Origin of the sequence: Sinomonas sp. G460-2 (assembly GCF_047759905.1) — a bacterium.
Lineage (GTDB): Bacteria > Actinomycetota > Actinomycetes > Actinomycetales > Micrococcaceae > Sinomonas.
The window spans coordinates 1-18,896 of record NZ_JBKZWT010000008.1 but is presented as its reverse complement, the minus strand read 5'-3'; the positions used below and the strand labels follow the sequence as shown (position 1 = coordinate 18,896).

Below are 18,896 nucleotides of genomic sequence, written 5' to 3'. Positions count from 1 at the left end.
TGGCAGACGCGCACGTGCGCGATCAGCCGCAGCATCACGCGCTGCAGCGTTTCGAGCTCGTGTTCTTCCCCGTTGCACGTCATCGGATAGACGGCTGGCCGACCCTGATCGCCCTGCGGAGTAGGTCACAGCAGGTGGTCCGGCCGCCCCAGTGAGGCTGACGCCATCCCGTTCGCGGCCCTGGCCGGTTGACCGGCGCCCGGTCCGCTGATCCGGGACGCCGGTCTGACCGAGATCGCCCCCGGCTCATACACGGCGCTCGTCATCGACGCCCGCTAACGCTCGCCACGTTGGGAGGCGCGGCCGACGATCGACCATGCCGCGGGTACGCACCGGCAGGAGGCACCCCACGGATGAAATCGCAGAGTCACGGGGTCCCAGTCCGCCCGGTGGCGCCTTGACGGGGCCGACCCGCCGACGCGGTTTCGCGAATGGGGCGCCAGAGCCAGAGCGCAGCCGTCGAGGCCCCGAGGGAAACGCCAACCGCGCCGCCGATGATGAGATGCTCGATCCGCCAGTCGGGCATCGTCCTGCCGGCCTCGTAGGCTGCCCACATGGCAACTGCCCAGGCGGTACCGGTGACTGCCATCCAGGCAGACCCAATGCGAAGCGGCCAGTCGGCCGCCAGCCACTGAGCTGCTCCGAGTGCGAATCCGCCCATCGTGGCAACCACGGGCAACCCGTAGGCATCTGGCAGGACGTCCGCTACCGCGTGTCCGAGGAACAGCGCCAGGACCGTCAGGGCCAGCCATCGACCGCCACTGCGGCCCGCCCGTCTCAGGAGGAAGGCCTGCAGGCCGCCGACAACAAGGCCTGTGGCTCCGCCATGGATCGCTGCCCCAACCACCCCCTGGGGGACGAACTCGTCCCCGTTGCCCGGCGGCAGCGAGCCTGGGAAGTGGAAGGCGAAGCTGGCCAGGGCGATGCTGGCGGCCGTCGTCGCGAACCAGAGGACGGAGAGCCCAGTGATCTTCAGGGTTCCTCGTCCAGCTCCGACATGGACATGGGCGAGTTCACCCCAAAGCCTGCCCTCGGCCGACTCAGCCTTGGTGCTCAAAGCTCGACGACCGGAACCCTGCGGCAGGTCGCCACGCGAGACCAGGAAACGCAGACGCATGACCTTCCACTCCTTACTGCGTGATACGGATCGGACAGCTCAGGAGCCGGTCTAGAAATGCGCCCGGTAGGGGAACCGGATGATGAGCCGTGGCAGCTGCCCATCGGTCGCTGCCCCATCTGGGCCTGCGGATACCGCTAGCGGGGCCGGGGTCGGTGCCGGAAGCGGTACGGTGTTGGCTTGCTCGCTCGCCACTGTCATCGCCCCAATGAATGCAATGAGGGCCGCCATGGCAACAAGCAATGCGAATCCGCGCCAGGGCAGATGATGCCTCCGATATGAGCCCTGGTACATAGGCTCGCGCTTGCCGTGCGGCTGCGCGATGGCGACGTTCCGATGTCCCATCGCGGCCTCCCTTCCGCAAAATGTGTGGACTTGAGGTTTCGGGGCCAGGCTTCCGCAGCGCGCAACGACGTGCCCATTGCTTCTCGGAGCGAACGCAGGCAAGGGCCAACGCCGGTTCGGCGGAATATCGATCGGGCCGAAGCAGCCTCGGCGCCGAAGGGGAAGACGACCGCGCGGGCCGCTGCGGCGGCCGCCCGTCCAGGTCGGGACGACCGCCCGCGGCTCGCAACGTCCGCGTCACAAGAGGCCAGGGCTCGGCATCACGGAAAGGTGCCGCTCGCCAGTGCCTGCGCCGCGGACGCGGCCACCATCCCGAGGGCGGATGCGACGGCCAGTATGAGGCGCTTCCAACGGTTCATTGAACTCACTCCTATCGTTTCTGGCGGTCTGTGGGGGCCCGCCGCTACTCGGGCCCCCACTCCCTGCGGCCCGATTGTTCGTGCCGTGGCAAAGAGTCTGCTCCGCGGGTTGACCCGGGGAATCTATCCCCGGGTGGAACACGGGATTCCATCCCAAGATCGATGGACTGCACCTTGGGTTGCACGCCGGTTAGGTCGGATACTGGCCCTCGACTGCCGATGTTCAGGAGGCTGCGCTGGAAACAGAACCTGCACCCATCCGGGTCGTCCTCGTCGACGACGAGGTACTGATCCGAGCTGGCCTCTCCCTGCTCCTCGCGGCCGAGCCCGGGATCGAGGTCGTGGGCGAGGCCGCTGACGGGAGATCTGGCGTGGAGGCCGTCATCTTGGTCCGGCCTGACGTCGTGGTCATGGATCTGCGGATGCCGGGCACGGACGGGACGGAAGCGACAAGGATCCTCAATTCCGACGATTTCGCCGCGGAGCACGGAGGCCCGCCGGCCGTCCTGGTGCTGACGACGTTCAGCGATGACGACCAGGTCGGGCAGGCAGTGAAGGCTGGAGCCGCTGGCTTCCTGCTCAAGAACTCGGCACCGCAGATCCTCGCTGCCGCCATTCGGGCCCTTGCGCGAGGCGACGGCTGGCTTGACCCCGCTGTCACCCGGGGCCTACTGAAACAGTTCACCCGAGACCACCGGGACCCGCCTGTGCCGATGGAGCGCGGCCCCGCGGCTGCGGACCTGGGCCGGCTGTCGCTGAGGGAGCAGGAGGTGCTCGCCGCCATGGCTGCAGGGATGAAGAACAGCCAGATCGCCGAGCAACTCTTCCTCAGCGAAGCCACCGTGAAATCGCATGTGCACCGCATCCTCACAAAGCTCGGCCTGACCGACCGCTCTCAGGCTGTCGCTCTAGCGTTCCGCGGCGGGCTCGTCCAGCCCCCTCGAGGCTGAGGGCAATCATCCGATGGGTGGGCCTTGCTCAATCTGCGGGTGGATGCGGGGCCGGGCTCTCAGTCGGACACTCTAGGGACAGGTTTCGTCTCCGCCTTCGAGGGGGTCACAGATGACTGGGCTATCGCTCCGACAAACAGCCGGACCGGCTCGTCACCCAAAGCGGCGATTCAGTGTCAGGTGGCCGAGCCGCTCGGACCTCGTCGTACCCGCCCTTGTCGGCGCGCTCGAGCTCATCGGGCTGGTCCTGGATTTGGGCACTGTCCCCCTGGGACCAGATCCTGCCCCGATCCTCATCTACTTCGTCGTAGGCTATGTGATCCTGCCGTGGCGCCATGCAGCGCCGCTCACAGTTCTGGGACTGTCCATCATCCATCAGGCTCTCGCCATTCCGATTCTCTCGCCAGGGGGCATCATGGCGACGGACTCGACCCATGTCCCGTTCGCCGGGCTGCTGGTCGCCGTCGCGGCCGTCGCGACCGACAGGACCATGGCTGTGTCCATCCCCTCGGCGCTCCTGGCGTTCACGCCATCAGCAATCACGGTCGGAAGCCGCGTCCTTACGGGATGGCCCGCGGTGTACCTGCTCACCCTGCTCGTGGAGATCGCCGCGGCGTGGACCATCGGCTCCGGCATCGCGCGCAACCGCAGGCGGGTGCATCGCCTACAACTCGTGCAGGAGAGGACGGTAGCCGCGGTGCAAGAAGAGCGCGCGCGCATCGCCGCCGAACTCCACGACATCGTCTCCCACTCTGTCACGGTGATGACTCTGCACGCTGCCGGGGGGCGCAAGATCATGGAGGCGGACCCGACGCGCACAAGGCAGGCGCTCGAACTCATCGAACGAGTCGGCTCGCAGACGATGGACGAGCTGCGGCGCCTGCTCGACGTCCTCAGGTCCGCCGACCTCGTTGCGGCCAACGCCGTGCCCCTGCACGAACTCGGGGAACTTGATAGCCTGCTCTCCCCCGTCCGGGCCATAGGAATCACGGTCGATGTCACCACAGTCGGTGACCCCGGCCCCCTCGACTCCAGCATCGGTCACACTGCATACCGAGTGCTTCAAGAGGCACTCACGAACGTCACCAAACACGCAGGGACCCACGCCCGCGTCGATATACGGCTGACCTGGTCTCTCCAGAAGCTCATCGTTGAGGTTCGAGATGACGGCGGGTCGGAGCAACGGACTGGAGGCCGACCGGGCTATGGACTCCTCGGACTTCAGGAAAGGGTCGGTCTTGTCGGTGGAGACCTGACCTACGGGCGTAACGGTCGCGGATTCACGGTGCGAGCCGAGCTCCCCATAGCCGACGCCGGGCATCGCACGCCACTGGACAGCCCCACCGAGCAGCACCCCGAAAGTTGAGCGGACGGCCCCAGCAATGCCCGGCCAGCAGCTGCGTTCGCCGTACCGAGCAGCGCGACATCAGCATGTGCGCCCTTCACCTGCCCAAACGCCACGTGAGCAGTCTGAAGGACGCTTAGAAGAATCCAGCGTCGAAGGCGACGGCGTCGGTCGAGACACGGACCATCTGGCCGACGACCGTGCCGTACAGGGGTGTCGAGCGCCTCAGCCACTGTCGTCCGTCCGGAAGGACAGCTCGTGCCGTGCTCGTCGAGGACCCGGAAGAACTGGCCGTTGAGGACCTTTGGCTCGCCGGCCACAATCTCGGAAAGGTACGGCTGGCTGACGCCGAGGCGGTGGCCTCGAACGGGGTCCCTGAGCTCATGTCGGGTCGCCGGATGCTCCCTGATCGTCACCACCACCAGCCTTCCGCATCGTCGAGCTCGTCGCTCAGACGAGGCCGGTCAAGCCGGGTTCCGCGCTCCGCGACCCTGCGAGCTCGCGCAACAAGCGCCTCCATCGCGGCATCTGCCCGGTCCTTGGGGAGGGTCAGGCCCTCGACAAGAGGTCCCGACCCAAGATCGACGCGGATGTCTGACGGCGCACTCCGCCAGGTCGTGTAGGCCTTGACCCGGTCTCTCCGACGCCGCCAGGTTCCGCTTTCGCCCTCTTCGATAGCCTTGTCCGCCTTCGCTAGGAGCGCTTCGACCGCCCGGTCTGCCTGCTCGGCGGTCAGTGACAAGTCGGGCCCGACCAATGAACCGCCCCCGATGTTGATGCGCAGGTCTGAATCAGTTCGGCGCAACCACCGGGCGCCGGGCTTCGCTTTCCGCCGCCCCCGGTCCCAGAGTCTGAACCCCATCCCGCCCCTCCCCTGCGCGATCTCCCATTCTCTGCCAAGCGTACGGCCGTAGCCTTGGCATTGGACGCGTCGGAAGGAAGCCGTTGGAAAGCACTTCGCTCATCATCTCGACCCTTCGATACCTGATTAGCTCGCCGCTGCTTGCGTACGCGGCTGGATTGGACAACACTGAGCAGCTCGACAAGTGGGAGCGCAGCGAGGCGACCCCACACCAAGGCGCCGTCGACAAACTCAAGGCGAGCTATGAGCTCACGATGCTGCTGACCACCATCGACACACCCACAACTGCCCGAGGGTGGCTTCAGAGCCAGAATCCAATGCTTGGGAATGTCTCGCCAGCGCGGGCGCTCCGTGATTGGCCGCTCAGTGAGTCTCTGGAAGGCATCCGCAGGGCAGTGGACGACTTCGCCGAGAATGCCGCGGCGGCCGAACCTGAACGCGTTGTGCACGCGTTCAAGGCCGGCGGGGACCTCGACGGCGCGCTCCCTTGGCTCCGCTACCTAGTGGAACTGGATCGAGGCCGCGCGCTGGCCGAAATCAGGGAAGTGTCAGAGTCGGCACCTGAGCGGCTCGCGTCCACTCTCGCCACGTGGCGGGCTACCGCGACCGCCCGGGCAGGTGGCACCGTCGGGAAGGATGGGCGCCTGACATGGCTAGCCCGGCTCGAGGCGCTCGATGCCCCATTGGGCACACTCGATGCAAAGCGCGAGATCGTCCTCGACGACGACGCCCTCGAAGCGATCCGGGACGCGCTCCGGGTGCTGCGTGAGCTCGACGACGCCCGGACAAACGAGCTCACCCCCGCGTTCTATGCTTCGGCATTCTCGAACATCCGGATGTCGCTGGAGGAAATCCTCTCTGCCATAGGGTTCCCTCCTCGGCGGCAGCAGCTTGGCGAGGAGACGTAGACCGTCCCGTCGGTGGTGTCGGGGCGGTGTCGTGTCGATGGGGCGCCGAGGGGCTCGGTGAATCCTCCACCGACCCGTCACACTGATGCCATGGGCGAGGAGGAGGAAGACCGTATTTCTGCCGCGATGGCGCGTGCCCTGGAGCAGGAGGAGCGCGATGTCGAAGCCATCGAGCGCGAGTTCGGCCGCCTTACCGTCTTCGAGGCCGCAGCCCGAATGAGGCACTCAGACAACTTGGGGCTCGTCGCCTCGCTGCGACGGCGCGGCCGGTTGCTGGCGTACCGCCGCCGCGGCCAGGACACCTGGTGGTACCCGCCGTTCCAGTACGCCGAGAACGGCGGCGTGCTCTCGGTGATCCCGAAGCTGCTCGAGGTCGCCGCCGCGGGGCGGGTCGACCCAATGGACCTCACCTTCTGGCTCTGCTCCCCCACCGGCATGCTCGAAGACGACGCCCGGCCCGTTGACCTCCTCCGCTCGCATCCGGACGCAGTTCTCGAAGCGGCACAGTACGACCTCGGAGAGCACGTATGGTGATCGGCCGGATAGGCGCGCGAGGCGCCACCGTCGCCAGCGTCGAACTAGCACCTGCTATAGTCCTCAGCGTCGGGACTCATGGGTGCCCGCCGGAGGAAGTCCCCGACTGGACTATCCAACCGCGAAGGTCGCAGCGCACCAGCCCACCCAACTTAACCGATGTCGTTCACACCTGAACGCCCCGAAGCACTCTGAGTCGGCAGCCTGTGCTTGAGGAGCGTCATGCCGCAGTCAGCACGAACTCGCCCGGCCCGCATCCGTGCAAAGGCGACAGGCCAGCGCTATCAGCGGGTTCTTCAGGGGCCTGACGAGCAGGCAAAGCCCGGCCAGCGAGAGCTCGAAGGGGCCTTCTTCAGCCAACTCCGCACTCTCCGGTTTACACCCCGGGGAAGCGACCCGTCTGCGTACGGCATTGTCCGCGTCGAGCCGCGGGATGAGCGCCTGACGATCCACTTCGGGCCAGGGACAGACATCACCGACGTCAGAGACCGGATCCTTCCCGTGATCGAAGACTGCGCCAACCCGGACACCGAGATGCACGGTCTGCCCGGCCTCCGTGTGAGGCGGCACAAGGCAGGCACAAGCCTCTACCGTCCCGGGATCGCGGGCGAGATCGTCATCGCAGGGGTTCGCCCTCAGGAGCTTGAGCCCGTCAGCGCCGAACTGGCGAGTTGGGCGGGACGAAACGAGCCCGCTGCATGGACGCGCGAGGAGCGGCTCTACGCGAAGAGACACGCCCCGACGATGGCGGGCTTGGACATTGAAAGCGCCATATTAAGGAGGATCGGGCTCCTCACTGCTACGGGCGCGTACAGCATCGAGTCATGGCGATCACATCCTTCTCCGCGAATCGTCGTGGAGCTCGCCTTCGACCGCCTCGCACCGGAACAGGCTGAATCCCTGCGGGATGAGATGACATCCACGCATCTCGCTCCCCACCTCCAGCTGGACGACTACCGAGCGCCTCGAATCGAGAACGGGGGCGGGTCGATCCTGCTATCGCTCCCAGATGCGGGCCAGACCGCCGAGGTCCGGCTGATGATCCGGCCCCGGATCATCGCCCTACCGAAAGAGCGGCCAGAGTGACGAATGGCATGGGAGGCGAACTGGACGACCGCGTACCTCTCACCCCCGGAACACTAATGAAATCGTGCTCTCTTACTGAATACATGGAGTGCCCAACGTGCAGGACCTGACCGACTGGGATACCGGACTGTGGCAGGTGACGACGGCTGCAGGCTCCATACACCTATTCGAGCTCCGCGCAGATGGCACCAGCACTGTGACCAGACTGCCCCATCAGGCCGAACCAATGAGCGACAGGGATCTCATAGCCGACCTGAGGCGCGACGGAGAGTGCCTGCCGCTCGTCGGCATCTCGCGGCTGACTGTCGGTACTGATGGGGCCTTCTACCTGCGCGTGAGGACCCACGGCGTGGTGACTCTGCGGATGACCACCACAGTCGTTTCAATCGAGCGCGTCGAGGAATCCTGATGGCCCGATTCGCGGCCCTCGGGGACCTCCGCGGAAACATCCTGGCTGCACGGCTGGCAGCCAAGACCATCAAGGCAACCGGCATCGACACCTTGTTCCAAGTGGGCGATTGCGGGTTGCTTTTCCCGGATATTTCCCGCGAAAAGATGGTCCGGCGCCTGGATTACTTCATGGAACAAGCGTCCGCTCGCATGTGGTGGATCGACGGGAACCACGACAACCACCCCGCCCTCCGGGAGCTTCCCCTCCAGGCCGACGGCACTCGCCGGCTCACGGATCGGCTGACCTATCTGCCGAGGGGCGTCGTCGTTGACTTCGACGGGGTCCGCGTGGGGGCGCTAGGAGGTGCTTTCTCGGTGGACAGAGCCTGGCGGAAGGAAGGGAAGACGCTCTGGGCGGCAAAGGAGGAGCCGGCCGAAGCCGAGGCGAATCTGCTGATCGAGAACGTGGCCGGCAAGCGGCTCGATGTCCTTCTCGTGCACGAAGCGCCCGCTGGTGTGACTGGGTTGAAGGGTATGGACCTCCCCCCAGAGATCGAAGCACAAGCGAACGTCACCCGCGAGCTGCTTCAACGGATTGTCGCTACCCTAAGGCCGCGGGTCGTCTTCTGTGGCCACTGGCATCTGCGGCACTCGGCCATCCTGGAGTGAAAGGACGGATCCGCCACCCGGGTCGAGGTGCTCGCCGCGGACCAGATGTGGAAGGACAGCATGGTCGAGCTGATCATCGACGGCGAGCGACTCGAGGTTAGGCCCCTGCCCATTCGGGCATGACGGGGCTGAAAGGGTGATGCCGGCTCCCCCAGCCGGGTCAATCGAGCGATCTTACGAAACCCGGGCCCTGCCTCGGGAGCCCCAGGGCCTCGAGCGATCCGGGATCTCCGCGCCAACTGAGGATCGGATCTGAGGCGCCCGCGCGATCCGATTAGTGCCAAGGGCGAGAAGATCACCGTCACCGGCACGGACTCCCACCTCCAGCCGATCCAGAACCTTCATGTGCACGACCACCACCTCGACGCTGATCCGTCATCGAGGCCGCGGTGATCTCCTGGCCCCGCTCGAGCTCGAACGCCCGGCGGCCGAGAAGGTCTTCGCAACCGTCGTGCCGTCACGGGCACCGTGAAGGACCACGAGCTGTACAACGACGTCAAGCAGACCGTCCTGTCGCGCCCAAAGATGGTGACATCCTCGGCGGCCGGGGCGTCCGCCGCCAAGCCTGAGCCCGCGGCCGAGCCGCGCAAGGCGCCGCGCGCCCTCGCAGCCTGACCGGGCCGGGCCTCTACGCATGGATCGTTTCGTGACCCCAGCACGGCTCCACCGCTTCAGCTCAGCCTCAGGCATCACCATCGACCTGCACTGGCGCCAGCCCCACACCACCGTCTGGGACAGGCTCCGGTCGCTCGCGCGCCGCGTCCTGATCGGCGGACCAGACCCCTACTCCCCTGCCGCGGCGGTCGCCCAGGACGAGTTCGACCGGGCCGTCGGGCTCTTCGCCGACGGCATCCCAGGTGCCGCGGCGCGGGCCTTCGACCGGCTCGGCTACGACTGCCGGGTGGGTGTCGCCGCCTGATGGCGTACGTCCACAAGGCCGACCGGGACCGCCGATCATCTGAGACATGCCAGCTTCCGGACGAGGGGCTCGAGGAGCGCCTCGTCGACTAAGGGGTGGCTCGTGAATTCGTGAAATATCCGACGCTAAGTCGCCTGCGCCGGAGTCTCCTGGTCTCCGACGATTAGGTTGACTTCGCCGGCGTGAGCGCCCTCGCGATGATCTCGTAGCGGCGGAACTCACCAACCATGGCGCCAGCGTCGTTAGGCCTATGCTTGCTCCAAGCCTCTCTTCCGGGATCGGCTTTTAGCCCCGGCAGCGTCCAAAGCTAGAGCGCATTTGGAGACGCATTGTTGATAATCCTTGGTTATTCACATCGTTTCCATAGAGTCGACGGCACTCATGAGCACACCGGAAGAACTCTTCAACCTCAGGAACTGCCAGAAATTGCGCGCTTCAACCAATTAACGACTCTATAAAAGAAACCCGCGATTGCGCGCAATACTTTGCTCCACCATGACATAGCTGTCTCTCCTTATCCTACCTGGGCGTAAGCCGCTAACGTGACAGTAGAGAGCAAGTAATATGGCTCTTCCTCACTTCCTCACTCGTAGCGACTGGCTTCATCTCTTCCTGCAGTCGCTTGTAGTCCTACAGCGACCACGGCAGCAACATTAAGCCGCGAACCTCAAGGAAGGAAGGCATCCGGCCACAAGAACGGCCACGGACAAACACGGAGTTACCGACACGGTCATAAGAGACCCGCGGACAGGGTGCGGACAGTGTCCACACGGGTCAGAGGCCCAAAGGGCCCTGACCCGCGGAAACACTGTGCCCAAGGTGGGACTCGAACCGAGTTCCGGGCCCCGGAAACACTGGGAAGTCCCGAAAACATCGGAATCCGGTAAGGAAGAGGAACTGAACACAGCGCGGGTGAGTCCCGAACCCTTAGCGTTGGATATTTCACTTTTTCACGAGCCGCCCGGGCCAGGCAGCGAAAGGCCTGCTCGAGCACCGCCAGCGTGTCAAAGCCGGCGTTCCTGGCTGCAGCTGCGAGGTCGAATTCTCTTCATACCTGACGATGCCCGAAGAGCACGCACGTCACGTGGCCGAGGCGGTGGTCGCCTCGGCGATCGCCACGCTCCGCGCTTCAGGGGCCCGCCTGCCCGAACTGCTGGCAGGCTCTCCCTCCTGACCGGGTGATCGGCGGCTAGCCTTGTCCGGTGGCAGAAGACAGGCGGACGTTGGCGGAAGCAATCCGGCAGCGCAGGAGCGAGCTCGGGCTTACCCAGAAGGATGTGTGGCGGCGCGGCGGCCCAGCGAACTCGACGCTGACCGCCTTGGAAGGTGCCGTGGACGTCGCGGTCACGCCAAGCACCCTCCGGAAGGTCGACGACGGCCTCGGATGGGAGAAGGGGACTGCTGCCTCACTGCTCCACGGCGGGCGGCCGGCTGCGGCACGGTCGCGAGGTCCGCGGCTACCTGACCCAGTGGGTGAGCTGATCGAAGCGCTCCGCGATGTCCGCAGCGCCACCGATCGGGCCGTGCGATCGGCCGAGCGCCTGCGCGCCCACAGTCTCGAAGTGGCCGGCGATGACGAGGTGATTCGCGAGTTCCTCAGGCGCTTCCCAGACGCGGAGGCGCTGCAGGCCCGTCTGCGGGCATAGCCGCCCCGGCGAGGGCCTTCACCCACCGTGGCGTGTACCGGCCGGCGACCCAGTCGGCTGCGGCGCGCTCGGCTGCGGCCAGGGCAGCCTGCTCGAGCACGGCCTGCGGGTCGGGGCGCGCAGCATTCCACCGATCGGTCACATGCGCACGCGCCTTCCCCTGAAACGATGGCGCGCCCCTACCGGATGGGGGATTCAGAATATCCGGCGGGGCGCTGACCACAGCATGCCATGTGCATGTCCAATCCGCACGCTTCGGCGGATTGCACGCTGTCACGGGCCGTACCGCTTCTTTGCGGTCGACGTGCTGATCCCGGCTGCGGCCCCTATCTCTGCCCACGTCGCCCCGCTGTCGCGGGCCAAGTACGCGGCGAGGGCCACGTTTTCCGTGAAGGCCTCCGCGAGCTGGCGCATCAGGACCATGGTGTCCAGCTCTCGTTCGACGGTCGTCTGCTCGAGGTGGTTTCGGCCGGGGACGGCGTAGCGCGATCTCCACGCCACTTCGTTGATGCGTTCCTGCCGGGTCAGCGGCCCCTCGGCCGCCAGCGCCTCGATCAGCCCGTAGGTGTGCTCTGCGAGGTTGTTCTGCAGGGCCTCGGCGGCCTGAGGTGCGGTGGGCTGTGGGGTCTGTTGTGCGTCCATGGTCACTGTCCTCCAAGCCACTGGGTCGGGGTCTCGTCCCTTGACCAGGTCGTGTGCCAGGTGTGCCGGGTTGGGAAGAGGGGAGGGACCTTATGAAAGCCCCTCCCCTCGCGGCCGGGGACACCACTCCTTACGGCCTGCGGCACCGGTTACCAACCACGGAAAGGAGAACGTTGTCACCAGTCCGGCGCCGTCGTTTCCATCCTAGTTCTGTGGGATGACAGAACCGGGCAGAGCGCCCGTCAGAGGGGGCGGATCTGCTGGGCCTGGGGGCCCTTCTGGCCCTGTCCGACCTCGTACTGGACCTTCTGGCCCTCGTCGAGGCTGCGGAAGCCGCGCGAGTCGATCTGCGAGTAGTGGGCGAAGAGGTCGGCCGAGCCGTCGTCGGGGGCGATGAACCCGTAGCCCTTCTCAGAGTTGAACCACTTCACGGTGCCTGTTGCCATCGGTGCTGCCTTCCCCTGACGGCGTCGTGGCCGCGCTGTGCGGCCGGTTCTCACGCCGTCCCTCGGCCCCATCCTATGTGCGGGCCCGCCGCTATTCGGAGGGGCGCAAGTGCCTCACCAGAGGCGACCATTCGGCCGCTCCGACCAGGTCGAAGGCCCGTGGGGTGGCGGCGCCTCCGGCGGTGCGGGGGAATTGGGCCCACAGCGGGTTGGCCTCGCCAGGGTCGATCAGGCTCAGCAAACGCGAGGCCTCATCCCCGCTCCCGGGCTCCGCCTCCTCCGGTGGGGTTGGGAGGATCTCGGCAATCCGGGCCTCACCCCCGCCGTACACCGCTGCCCTGGCCACGCGTCCTCCCTCTTGCTCGACGGCCAGATACACCGCATCGGGATGGGCGGCAAGGATGAGCCGGGCCAGCAGCGATGCCCGGGTCGACGTCAGCCAGGGGCCCGTGCCCCGGACGGAGTACTCCCCTGTCTTGATCGCCTGCCGCAGTTCGTCGTCATCGAGGTGTGCCGCCTCCACGGTGAGTTCGGGGAAGCCATGCTCGCGGGTCCAGTCCCATGCGGTGCCGTCCACGCCGGCCCAGTCGACGCCGTTGCCGTCGCGCCGTTTCACGATGGGCCATCCCGTCTCGTGGAGCCGCTTCTCGGCCCAGAAGGCCCGGCTTGTGAATTCGTGAAATATCCGACGCCAAGGTCTCTTCATTGCTGGAAGATCTCGGAGACGAGGCGTGATACTGGTCGCGCGGCAGGGGGCCGCGAAGGAGTGGCCAAGATGCAGTCACCGCATGATTCGACGTCGAAGGGGCAGGCCAACGGGCACGAATGAGGAGGAGTCCGGAGTCGGGATCAGCGACAACATCGGGATCAGCGACGACATACGCGTGACCTTGTTCAAGTGGAGCTCGATCAGCAACGCCAAAACTGCGGTCCTGATGGCCCGGCGGTGTCAAGAACGAGAGCAGTCCCACCCTGCGTTGGTGCAAGGAAGTCCCGAAGCCGAAACAGCAATGGACGAGCACTGGGCTTTCGCCAGCTCCTCTATCGTCTCCTCATTCATGTTCATGGAGGCGAATATCAACGAAGTGTTCCTGTCGGCAAGCCTGGCCCTGAGCGATGAAGCTCGTCCCAACTTCATTGGACGTGGTTTCCCCTATGTGGATGGGCTACTGTCACACGATGACCGAGGCAAGCTCGAGGACACCTGGGATCTAGTAGAAGGCGCCGGGCTGCTCGACAAGTACCAGTTCGTTCTGGCACTGCTCGGCAAACGGCGGATGGACAAGAGCTGTGCGCCGTACCAGCCAGCTAGCGCGCTGGTCGGTGTCCGCAACAAGCTCATCCATTTCAAGGAGGGCGCTCACGAGGTTGGAAGCGAACTGAGGGCCTTCGAGAGGCAGCTGCGGAGCTATCTCGGCGGCACGAGCTTCCAACCGCATCCCTTCACGTCGGCTGGCAACCCGTTGTTCCCTGATCAACTGTTCGGCTACGCCGGCTGCCGTTGGGCATGGCGCACAGCCGACGCGTTCGCCCAGGAGTTCCACAAGCAACTGGGTGTCGAGGCGCCCTATCAACCTTTCCGGTCGGCCCTGACCCTCGCCTGAGAGAAAGTAGGCCTCCCCACATTCGCCAGAGGACAAGGAATTCTGAACCGCTCAAGACGGGCTCGCAAACCATCGTTGGTGAGACGTCGTGTTACCGGCCGACTTCTCCGCGCGATCTCGCGGGAGCTGGTGTAACGCTTGCCGTGTACGCGCCTGTGGCAACCGGTGCTCTGTTTCCTCTGTACTCGGTCATCGGAAACGGAGTTCGCACGTCCGACTACGAGCAGCGCTATCTCTGGGTGGTCTCAGAAAAAGGAAAATTTCGTAGGCCAAGGCCAGGCGCATGGGGGTCAGTGAAGTTTCCCCTCGTCAGGGCCAGATGCGCGGAGAGGTTGCCCAAGCCGGCGGGTGGTCATCCTCCGGGCGGCAGATGTCCCGGCCCCGGCGTCCGATCGGGAAGCGGATACGGTTGCCGAAAACGTCCTCGCAGAAGAGAGCCCCTTCGAGACGCGCCGTCTGGTCTGGGTCGTGCGGTGATGGATCGAGGAGCTCCCACGGAGGCTCTCCGTCTCCAGGATGGGCTGTCAGCTCATCCGCGGAGTCCCCGCCCGCGAGGCCGGGATGTCGGATCCAACACCACTGGCTGTCGTTCGCCGGCCGTGCGACGTAGGCGCAGTTCATCGCCTGTCCACGCCCCAGGTTCGTGAGCGTGAGCGTCTGGCTGTACCCCTGTGGGCTGCCAGGTGCTCCGGATGCGTTATTCGTAGCCGTGATGACGTTGCTCGTCAGATAAGGGCTCCAAGATGCCTCCCGGTCGAGCTGCGCCTCGGCGACGAGCGTCTCCGTCGCCTTAGCCTGGGTCTCGGCTGCGTTCGCCGCCCGCTGCGTCTCCTTGGCCATCTCTGCCGTCTCTGTAGCAAGCCCGTGTGTCCGGCGAGCCATGACTGCGGTGAAGACCGCCGCTGACACCTGAGCGATCGCGGCGATCGTGGCAACCGTATCCGACGTAGACCATTCCATCGGTCTCAGTGTCCTGTATCCAGCGATGCCTTCGTCAACAACAAAGCGATGTTAAGAGACATTTGCTGCGAGAGCCCTCGGGTCGACGTCGACGTGGTTTCCGGGAAGAATCGGGCGGATACGGACTGGAAGGCCTAAGCCAGGCTCTGCGCCTAGGCGCGCATGCCCGGAACGCGATGACCGAAGTGCTTAGCGTCGGATATTTCACGAATTCACAAGCCACCCCCAGAAGCCGACCGCCTCCACTGTCGCCCATGGCTGGCTGTACGCCCACTGCGGGGCGTAGCCGCCCGTCTGGTACCTGTAGCTTCTGGCCGCCTGGCTGTGGATGTGATCGCTCGGTGGCGGTGTTCTGTGGTCGCTAAATGGCGGTCCGTCTTCGGTCCGATAGCCGATCTGCATCCGGACATGGATGCACCGCTTTCCGCCTGCGACGCCGCTATTGGCACCCGATAGGGCACACTATGCACGTGGGGAGACATGACGCAGCAGCAGGCCTGGCGGCTCTCGGGTGGGTGTTTACAGGGTTGCTCTTGTTGATCACGCTGATCAATCGGGCTGCGGGCGATGGCCGGATCCCACCGAACAGTACTGTCGGAATCCGCATCCCTCCGCTGCAGAGGAGCGAGGCTGCGTGGACGGCTGGTCATGCGGCCGGGGTCAAGCCCGTGGTGATCGCCTTCTGCGTGGCCGCCGTCTGCGGCGTCGTCGGCCTGTTCGCCCCTACAGCGTATTGGGGGGCTATCGCGGCGTTCGTCGGAGGGCTCGTCTGGGTTATCGCCTCAGCCGTCCGAGCCGCGAATTCAGCCTAAGTCGAGCCGTCACCCTATACCGATCCGTACTAGTGCCTCGGCACCGACTCCTACCGTCTCAACCACACACGAGCCCACAGCTGCCCAGTGCTTCCGGCGTGGTGGCCTACCGGCCGTGGTTCAGGCTTCGCGGGTTGCATCGTCGCGCCACTGGCCGGAGACCAGGTAGGCGACCTTGTGTGTGATGGCGACGGCATGGTCTGCGAAGCGCTCGTGGTAGCGGCTGGCGAGGATGACGTCCACGGCCCGGGCGGGGCCCTCGTGCCATGTCTCGGCCGAGACGGCTTGGAACATGCGGGCGTGGACCTCGTTGACCTTGGCGTTCGCAGCGGCGATCTCGGAGGTGATCTCGAGGTCGTGGGTGGCGAGCAGGGCGCCGATCCTGCGGGCGATGTCGGTGTCAAGGCTGCCCAGTTCCAGGAAGGCCGGGCGCAGGCTCTCGGGGATCACCGGGTCCGGGTAGCGCAGGCGGGTCAGCTGTGCGAGGTGGCGGGCCAGATCGCCCATCCGCTCGAGGGAGGCGCTGATGCGCAGGGAGGCCACGACCATGCGCAGGTCTCCGGCGACGGGGGCCTGGCGGGCGAGGATGTCGATGCTGCGTTCGTCCAGGTCCTTCTCCAGGAAGTCGATCCGGGCGTCCCCGGCGATGACCTCCTGGGCCAGGTCGAGGTCCGTGGCGTCCAGGGCTGCCACGGCCTTGTCGATCGCCTCGGACACCAGGGTGCTGATCTGGATGAGCTCGTCGTTGATCTGGTGGAGTTCTGCTTGGAAGACGTTGCGCACCTGCTGCCCCTCGGATCCCGGTTTTTCGATGGTTCACCGCCATCCTGCCGCAGATCTCGGCGCGAGCGGGAACATCTTCGGCTTCCAGACGCGAAAAAGTCCAACACGAAAGATCAGATGGCGTGTTTCGACGCGCCAGCAGTCCACCGACCGGCAGCAGGCGGACCTCCTGGCCGCCGGAGTCCGCCGCGATGACCTCTACCTCGACCGCGGGGTGTCCGGGGCATAACGGCCCAGTTCGACCGGGCACTGGATGCGTTGATCGAGGGCGACACCCTCGTCATCACGGCGCTGGACCGGCTCGGGCCAGAACATGCTCGCCTTCGCCGACGAGCTCCGCGGCCGAGGAGCGGGCCTGCGCGTGCTGAACCTGGGCGGCGGCGACGTCGACACCGCGACACCCATGGGGTCGATGCTGTTCACGATCATGGCCGCTCGGGCGCAGATGGAGCACGAGATCAAACGCGAACGCTTCCTCGACTCCATCAGCAAGCGCAGGGAAGCGGGTAAGGACCTCGGCGGCCGGCCCCGCCGGATCACCGACAGCCAGATCAGGACGTTCTCCTCCTGGTCGAAAGCGGCGAGCCCGGTGCCCAGGTTGCCCGCGACCTCGGAATGTCCCGGGCAACGTTCTACAGACGATCGCGATCACTCACGAGCTAACGACAGCGAGCGATCAAATCCACAGCCTGGCAGATCTGCACGTAGTGCCGCGGCTTGAGTGGCCCCTCGAGGATCTCCTGTACGGGCCGGAACGTGTACTCCGGCCTCTCGGCCTCCTCGCCATAGTTCTCGTCGACCACCACGTAGTTGAGATCGATGAGCGCCGTCGCGATGGCGTCAACAGTGGTGGCGTCGTCGTACTCGAAGAACCCGTCGTGCATCTTCCCGTTGCGGATCCGCCGCGCCGCGCTGGCGAGAAGGTCGATCAGGTCCATGCTCACAATCCATCTGCTCATTCGATCCCCCACCCTTGTCCCCCGCGACCCGAGCGGCGCCCGCGGCCAGAGCCAATGTCGGATGTGTGGGCCCGCCGCTGGGGGTTGGACCCCGCTGTCCCCTCCGACGCCCAGACGGGCCCGCACGACCCAATCCTCGCCGCCGGGGGCGCGCGGCGATCAGGGCCAAAGCCCCTTGTCTCGGCCGAGCCCCGGACATGGCGATGGCGGGCACCCGTGTCGTGTGCCTGCCATCCTGTCCCTCCACCATGGAGGAGGCGTCGTTCGTTATCCTCAGCAGCCCGATCAAACGCCTCGCACTGGCGATACCCGGCGTACCGGCTCCCGAAACAGGCTCATGTACGCGGGTCGGCGGCCTTGGAGCGGCCGTACCGGGAGCGGCTGCGCGGAGCCTGGGCGATGGCCGCCCCTTCCGGCGGGGTGTCGGCGCCGAACTGCTTGAGGTGGCGGTGCAGTGTGGCCTGAGACGCTCCGCTAGGCCCGGGCGCGCAGCTCGCGCCGGAGGATCTTGCCGGAGGCCGATTTGGGAATCGCGTCGACGAACTCGACGGATCGCACGCGCTTGAACGGTGCAGCGTGTTCGGCGACGAACGCCATGACGTCCTCGTCGCCGAGCTCGGCCCCTGCCTGCCGGACGACGAACGCCTTCGGCACCTCCTCGCCGTCCTCGGCGTGGACCCCGATGACCGCGGCGTCGGCGATCTGGGGGTGGGTGAGGAGGAGCGCCTCGAGCTCGGCGGGGGCGATCTGGTAGCCCTTGTACTTGATGAGCTCCTTGAGCCGGTCGACGATCCTCACGACCCCCTCGGCGGTGACCGTGGCGAGGTCGCCGGTGCGCAGGAACCCGTCCGGATCGATCGTAGTGGCCGTGGCGTCCGGTCGGTTGAGGTAGCCGAGCATGACCTGCGGCCCGCGCACCAGGAGCTCGCCGGGCGCGCTCACACCCCGGGCAGGCAGCTCGATCTCCTCGCCTGTGGCGGGGTCCAGCAGCCGGCATTCGGTGTTCGGCACGGTGTAGCCCACCGCGTCGAGGGGCACGCGGGCTGCGGCGTCGGACGGGATGAGGTGGGACAGCGGGCTGAGTTCGGTCATGCCGTAACCCTGGAGCATCGTGCAGCCCAGCCGCTCGGCGACCGCACGCCCCAGCTCGCCGTCCAGGGGCGCCGCACCCGAGAGCACGACGCGGACGGACGAGAGGTCGTACTGGTCGACGAGCGGGTGCTTGGCGAGGCCGACCGCGATGGGCGGGGCGATGAAGAGGTACGTGCAGCGGTGGTCCTGGGTGATGCGCAGGAATTCGGCGAGGTCGAACTTGGGCATGGTCACGAGGCGGGCACGCTCGCCGAGGGCGAGGTTGAGCATGGCGGTCAGGCCGTAGATGTGGGAGAACGGCAGGACGGCCAGGAGCACGTCGTCGCGCGTCACGCCTAGGAGTGCGCGCCCTTGGGCCATGTTCGCGACGAGGTTGTGCTGGCTCAGGACGACTCCTTTGGGCGGGCCGCCCGTGCCGGAGGAATAGGAGATGACCGCGGCGGCGTGGGGATCAGCGTGCACGGCGGG

Annotated in this window: 22 protein-coding genes and 1 pseudogene; 14 read left to right on the top strand and 9 right to left on the bottom strand. The window is 66.1% G+C overall.

The features are described from left to right. Positions 1-367: 367 nt before the first annotated feature. Positions 368-1,117: a hypothetical protein gene (locus tag ACLN58_RS02055; protein ID WP_415853614.1), complete on the bottom strand. Its 750-nt coding sequence runs from the start codon at positions 1,115-1,117 to the stop codon at positions 368-370. Between the two features lie 940 nt (positions 1,118-2,057). On the opposite strand from ACLN58_RS02055, the gene ACLN58_RS02050 reads away from it, so the two are divergent. Then, complete coding sequence (locus ACLN58_RS02050) at positions 2,058-2,771, top strand: response regulator (protein ID WP_415853644.1); 714 nt, start codon at positions 2,058-2,060, stop codon at positions 2,769-2,771. 253 nt (positions 2,772-3,024) lie between these two features. Then, a complete protein-coding gene (locus tag ACLN58_RS02045; RefSeq protein ID WP_415853613.1) occupies positions 3,025-4,137 on the top strand; it encodes a sensor histidine kinase in 1,113 nt (370 codons plus the stop codon). A 391-nt stretch (positions 4,138-4,528) separates the two neighbouring features. On the opposite strand, the gene ACLN58_RS02040 is transcribed toward ACLN58_RS02045, so the two are convergent. Next, the gene (locus ACLN58_RS02040) at positions 4,529-4,858 is read right to left on the bottom strand and encodes a hypothetical protein (RefSeq protein WP_415853612.1); all 330 of its coding nucleotides are present in this window, start codon (positions 4,856-4,858) and stop codon (positions 4,529-4,531) included. Between the two features lie 203 nt (positions 4,859-5,061). Here ACLN58_RS02040 and ACLN58_RS02035 point away from each other — a divergent pair, with 203 nt between their 5' ends. From ACLN58_RS02035 to ACLN58_RS01995, 9 genes are all read left to right on the top strand, one after another. Beyond that, positions 5,062-5,886, top strand: coding sequence for a hypothetical protein (locus tag ACLN58_RS02035; RefSeq protein ID WP_415853611.1), 825 nt, complete (start codon positions 5,062-5,064; stop codon positions 5,884-5,886). Positions 5,887-5,976: 90 nt separating this feature from the next. Continuing rightward, positions 5,977-6,420, top strand: a complete 444-nt coding sequence (locus ACLN58_RS02030) for a hypothetical protein (RefSeq protein ID WP_415853610.1) — start codon at positions 5,977-5,979, stop codon at positions 6,418-6,420. A gap of 222 nt (positions 6,421-6,642) precedes the next feature. Continuing rightward, complete coding sequence (locus tag ACLN58_RS02025; protein WP_415853609.1) at positions 6,643-7,506, top strand: hypothetical protein; 864 nt, start codon at positions 6,643-6,645, stop codon at positions 7,504-7,506. A gap of 97 nt (positions 7,507-7,603) precedes the next feature. Then, positions 7,604-7,915: a hypothetical protein gene (locus ACLN58_RS02020; protein ID WP_415853608.1), complete on the top strand. Its 312-nt coding sequence runs from the start codon at positions 7,604-7,606 to the stop codon at positions 7,913-7,915. After that, on the top strand, positions 7,915-8,565 hold the full coding sequence (locus ACLN58_RS02015; RefSeq protein ID WP_415853607.1) for a metallophosphoesterase family protein: 651 nt from the start codon (positions 7,915-7,917) through the stop codon (positions 8,563-8,565). The genes ACLN58_RS02020 and ACLN58_RS02015 overlap by 1 nt, the downstream gene beginning before the upstream one ends. 343 nt (positions 8,566-8,908) lie before the next feature. Then, positions 8,909-9,037 (top strand): hypothetical protein, encoded by a 129-nt coding sequence (locus ACLN58_RS02010; protein ID WP_415853606.1) that lies wholly within the window; start codon positions 8,909-8,911, stop codon positions 9,035-9,037. Further along, positions 9,034-9,180, top strand: a complete 147-nt coding sequence (locus ACLN58_RS02005; RefSeq protein ID WP_415853605.1) for a hypothetical protein — start codon at positions 9,034-9,036, stop codon at positions 9,178-9,180. Before ACLN58_RS02010 ends, ACLN58_RS02005 begins: the two co-directional genes overlap by 4 nt. A 31-nt stretch (positions 9,181-9,211) precedes the next feature. Continuing rightward, positions 9,212-9,484, top strand: coding sequence for a hypothetical protein (locus ACLN58_RS02000; RefSeq protein ID WP_415853604.1), 273 nt, complete (start codon positions 9,212-9,214; stop codon positions 9,482-9,484). Between the two features lie 1,202 nt (positions 9,485-10,686). Further along, a complete protein-coding gene (locus ACLN58_RS01995; protein WP_415853603.1) occupies positions 10,687-11,130 on the top strand; it encodes a helix-turn-helix domain-containing protein in 444 nt (147 codons plus the stop codon). A gap of 273 nt (positions 11,131-11,403) precedes the next feature. On the opposite strand, the gene ACLN58_RS01990 is transcribed toward ACLN58_RS01995, so the two are convergent. The 3 genes from ACLN58_RS01990 to ACLN58_RS01980 all read right to left on the bottom strand — a co-directional run bounded on the left by ACLN58_RS01990 (position 11,404) and on the right by ACLN58_RS01980 (position 12,834). Next, positions 11,404-11,772: a hypothetical protein gene (locus tag ACLN58_RS01990; RefSeq protein WP_415853602.1), complete on the bottom strand. Its 369-nt coding sequence runs from the start codon at positions 11,770-11,772 to the stop codon at positions 11,404-11,406. Between the two features lie 242 nt (positions 11,773-12,014). After that, positions 12,015-12,218 (bottom strand): cold-shock protein, encoded by a 204-nt coding sequence (locus tag ACLN58_RS01985; protein WP_415853601.1) that lies wholly within the window; start codon positions 12,216-12,218, stop codon positions 12,015-12,017. Positions 12,219-12,309: 91 nt separating this feature from the next. Beyond that, positions 12,310-12,834, bottom strand: coding sequence for a hypothetical protein (locus ACLN58_RS01980; protein ID WP_415853600.1), 525 nt, complete (start codon positions 12,832-12,834; stop codon positions 12,310-12,312). A gap of 268 nt (positions 12,835-13,102) precedes the next feature. Between ACLN58_RS01980 and ACLN58_RS01975 the strand changes: the two genes are divergently transcribed. Further along, entirely contained in the window at positions 13,103-13,822 is a 720-nt protein-coding gene (locus ACLN58_RS01975; protein ID WP_415853599.1) for a hypothetical protein, read from the top strand. 309 nt (positions 13,823-14,131) lie between these two features. Here ACLN58_RS01975 and ACLN58_RS01970 read toward each other — a convergent pair whose 3' ends face one another. Further along, entirely contained in the window at positions 14,132-14,782 is a 651-nt protein-coding gene (locus tag ACLN58_RS01970; RefSeq protein ID WP_415853598.1) for a hypothetical protein, read from the bottom strand. A 365-nt stretch (positions 14,783-15,147) separates the two neighbouring features. Here ACLN58_RS01970 and ACLN58_RS01965 point away from each other — a divergent pair, with 365 nt between their 5' ends. After that, positions 15,148-15,594 carry an SdpI family protein gene (locus tag ACLN58_RS01965; RefSeq protein ID WP_415853597.1) on the top strand — a complete coding sequence of 149 codons (447 nt, stop codon included), beginning with the start codon at positions 15,148-15,150 and terminating at the stop codon, positions 15,592-15,594. A 120-nt stretch (positions 15,595-15,714) separates the two neighbouring features. On the opposite strand, the gene phoU is transcribed toward ACLN58_RS01965, so the two are convergent. Then, positions 15,715-16,377 carry a phosphate signaling complex protein PhoU gene (gene phoU, locus ACLN58_RS01960; protein WP_415853596.1) on the bottom strand — a complete coding sequence of 221 codons (663 nt, stop codon included), beginning with the start codon at positions 16,375-16,377 and terminating at the stop codon, positions 15,715-15,717. 112 nt (positions 16,378-16,489) lie between these two features. Between phoU and ACLN58_RS01955 the strand changes: the two are divergent. After that, positions 16,490-17,040: pseudogene (locus tag ACLN58_RS01955) on the top strand (recombinase family protein). Here the strand turns inward: ACLN58_RS01955 and ACLN58_RS01950 are convergent. Next, the gene (locus tag ACLN58_RS01950; protein ID WP_415853595.1) at positions 17,037-17,336 is read right to left on the bottom strand and encodes a hypothetical protein; all 300 of its coding nucleotides are present in this window, start codon (positions 17,334-17,336) and stop codon (positions 17,037-17,039) included. The pseudogene ACLN58_RS01955 and the gene ACLN58_RS01950 overlap by 4 nt on opposite strands. Positions 17,337-17,810: 474 nt before the next feature. Beyond that, on the bottom strand, positions 17,811-18,896 hold a 1,086-nt coding region (locus ACLN58_RS01945), incomplete at its 5' end, for an AMP-binding protein (RefSeq protein ID WP_415853594.1).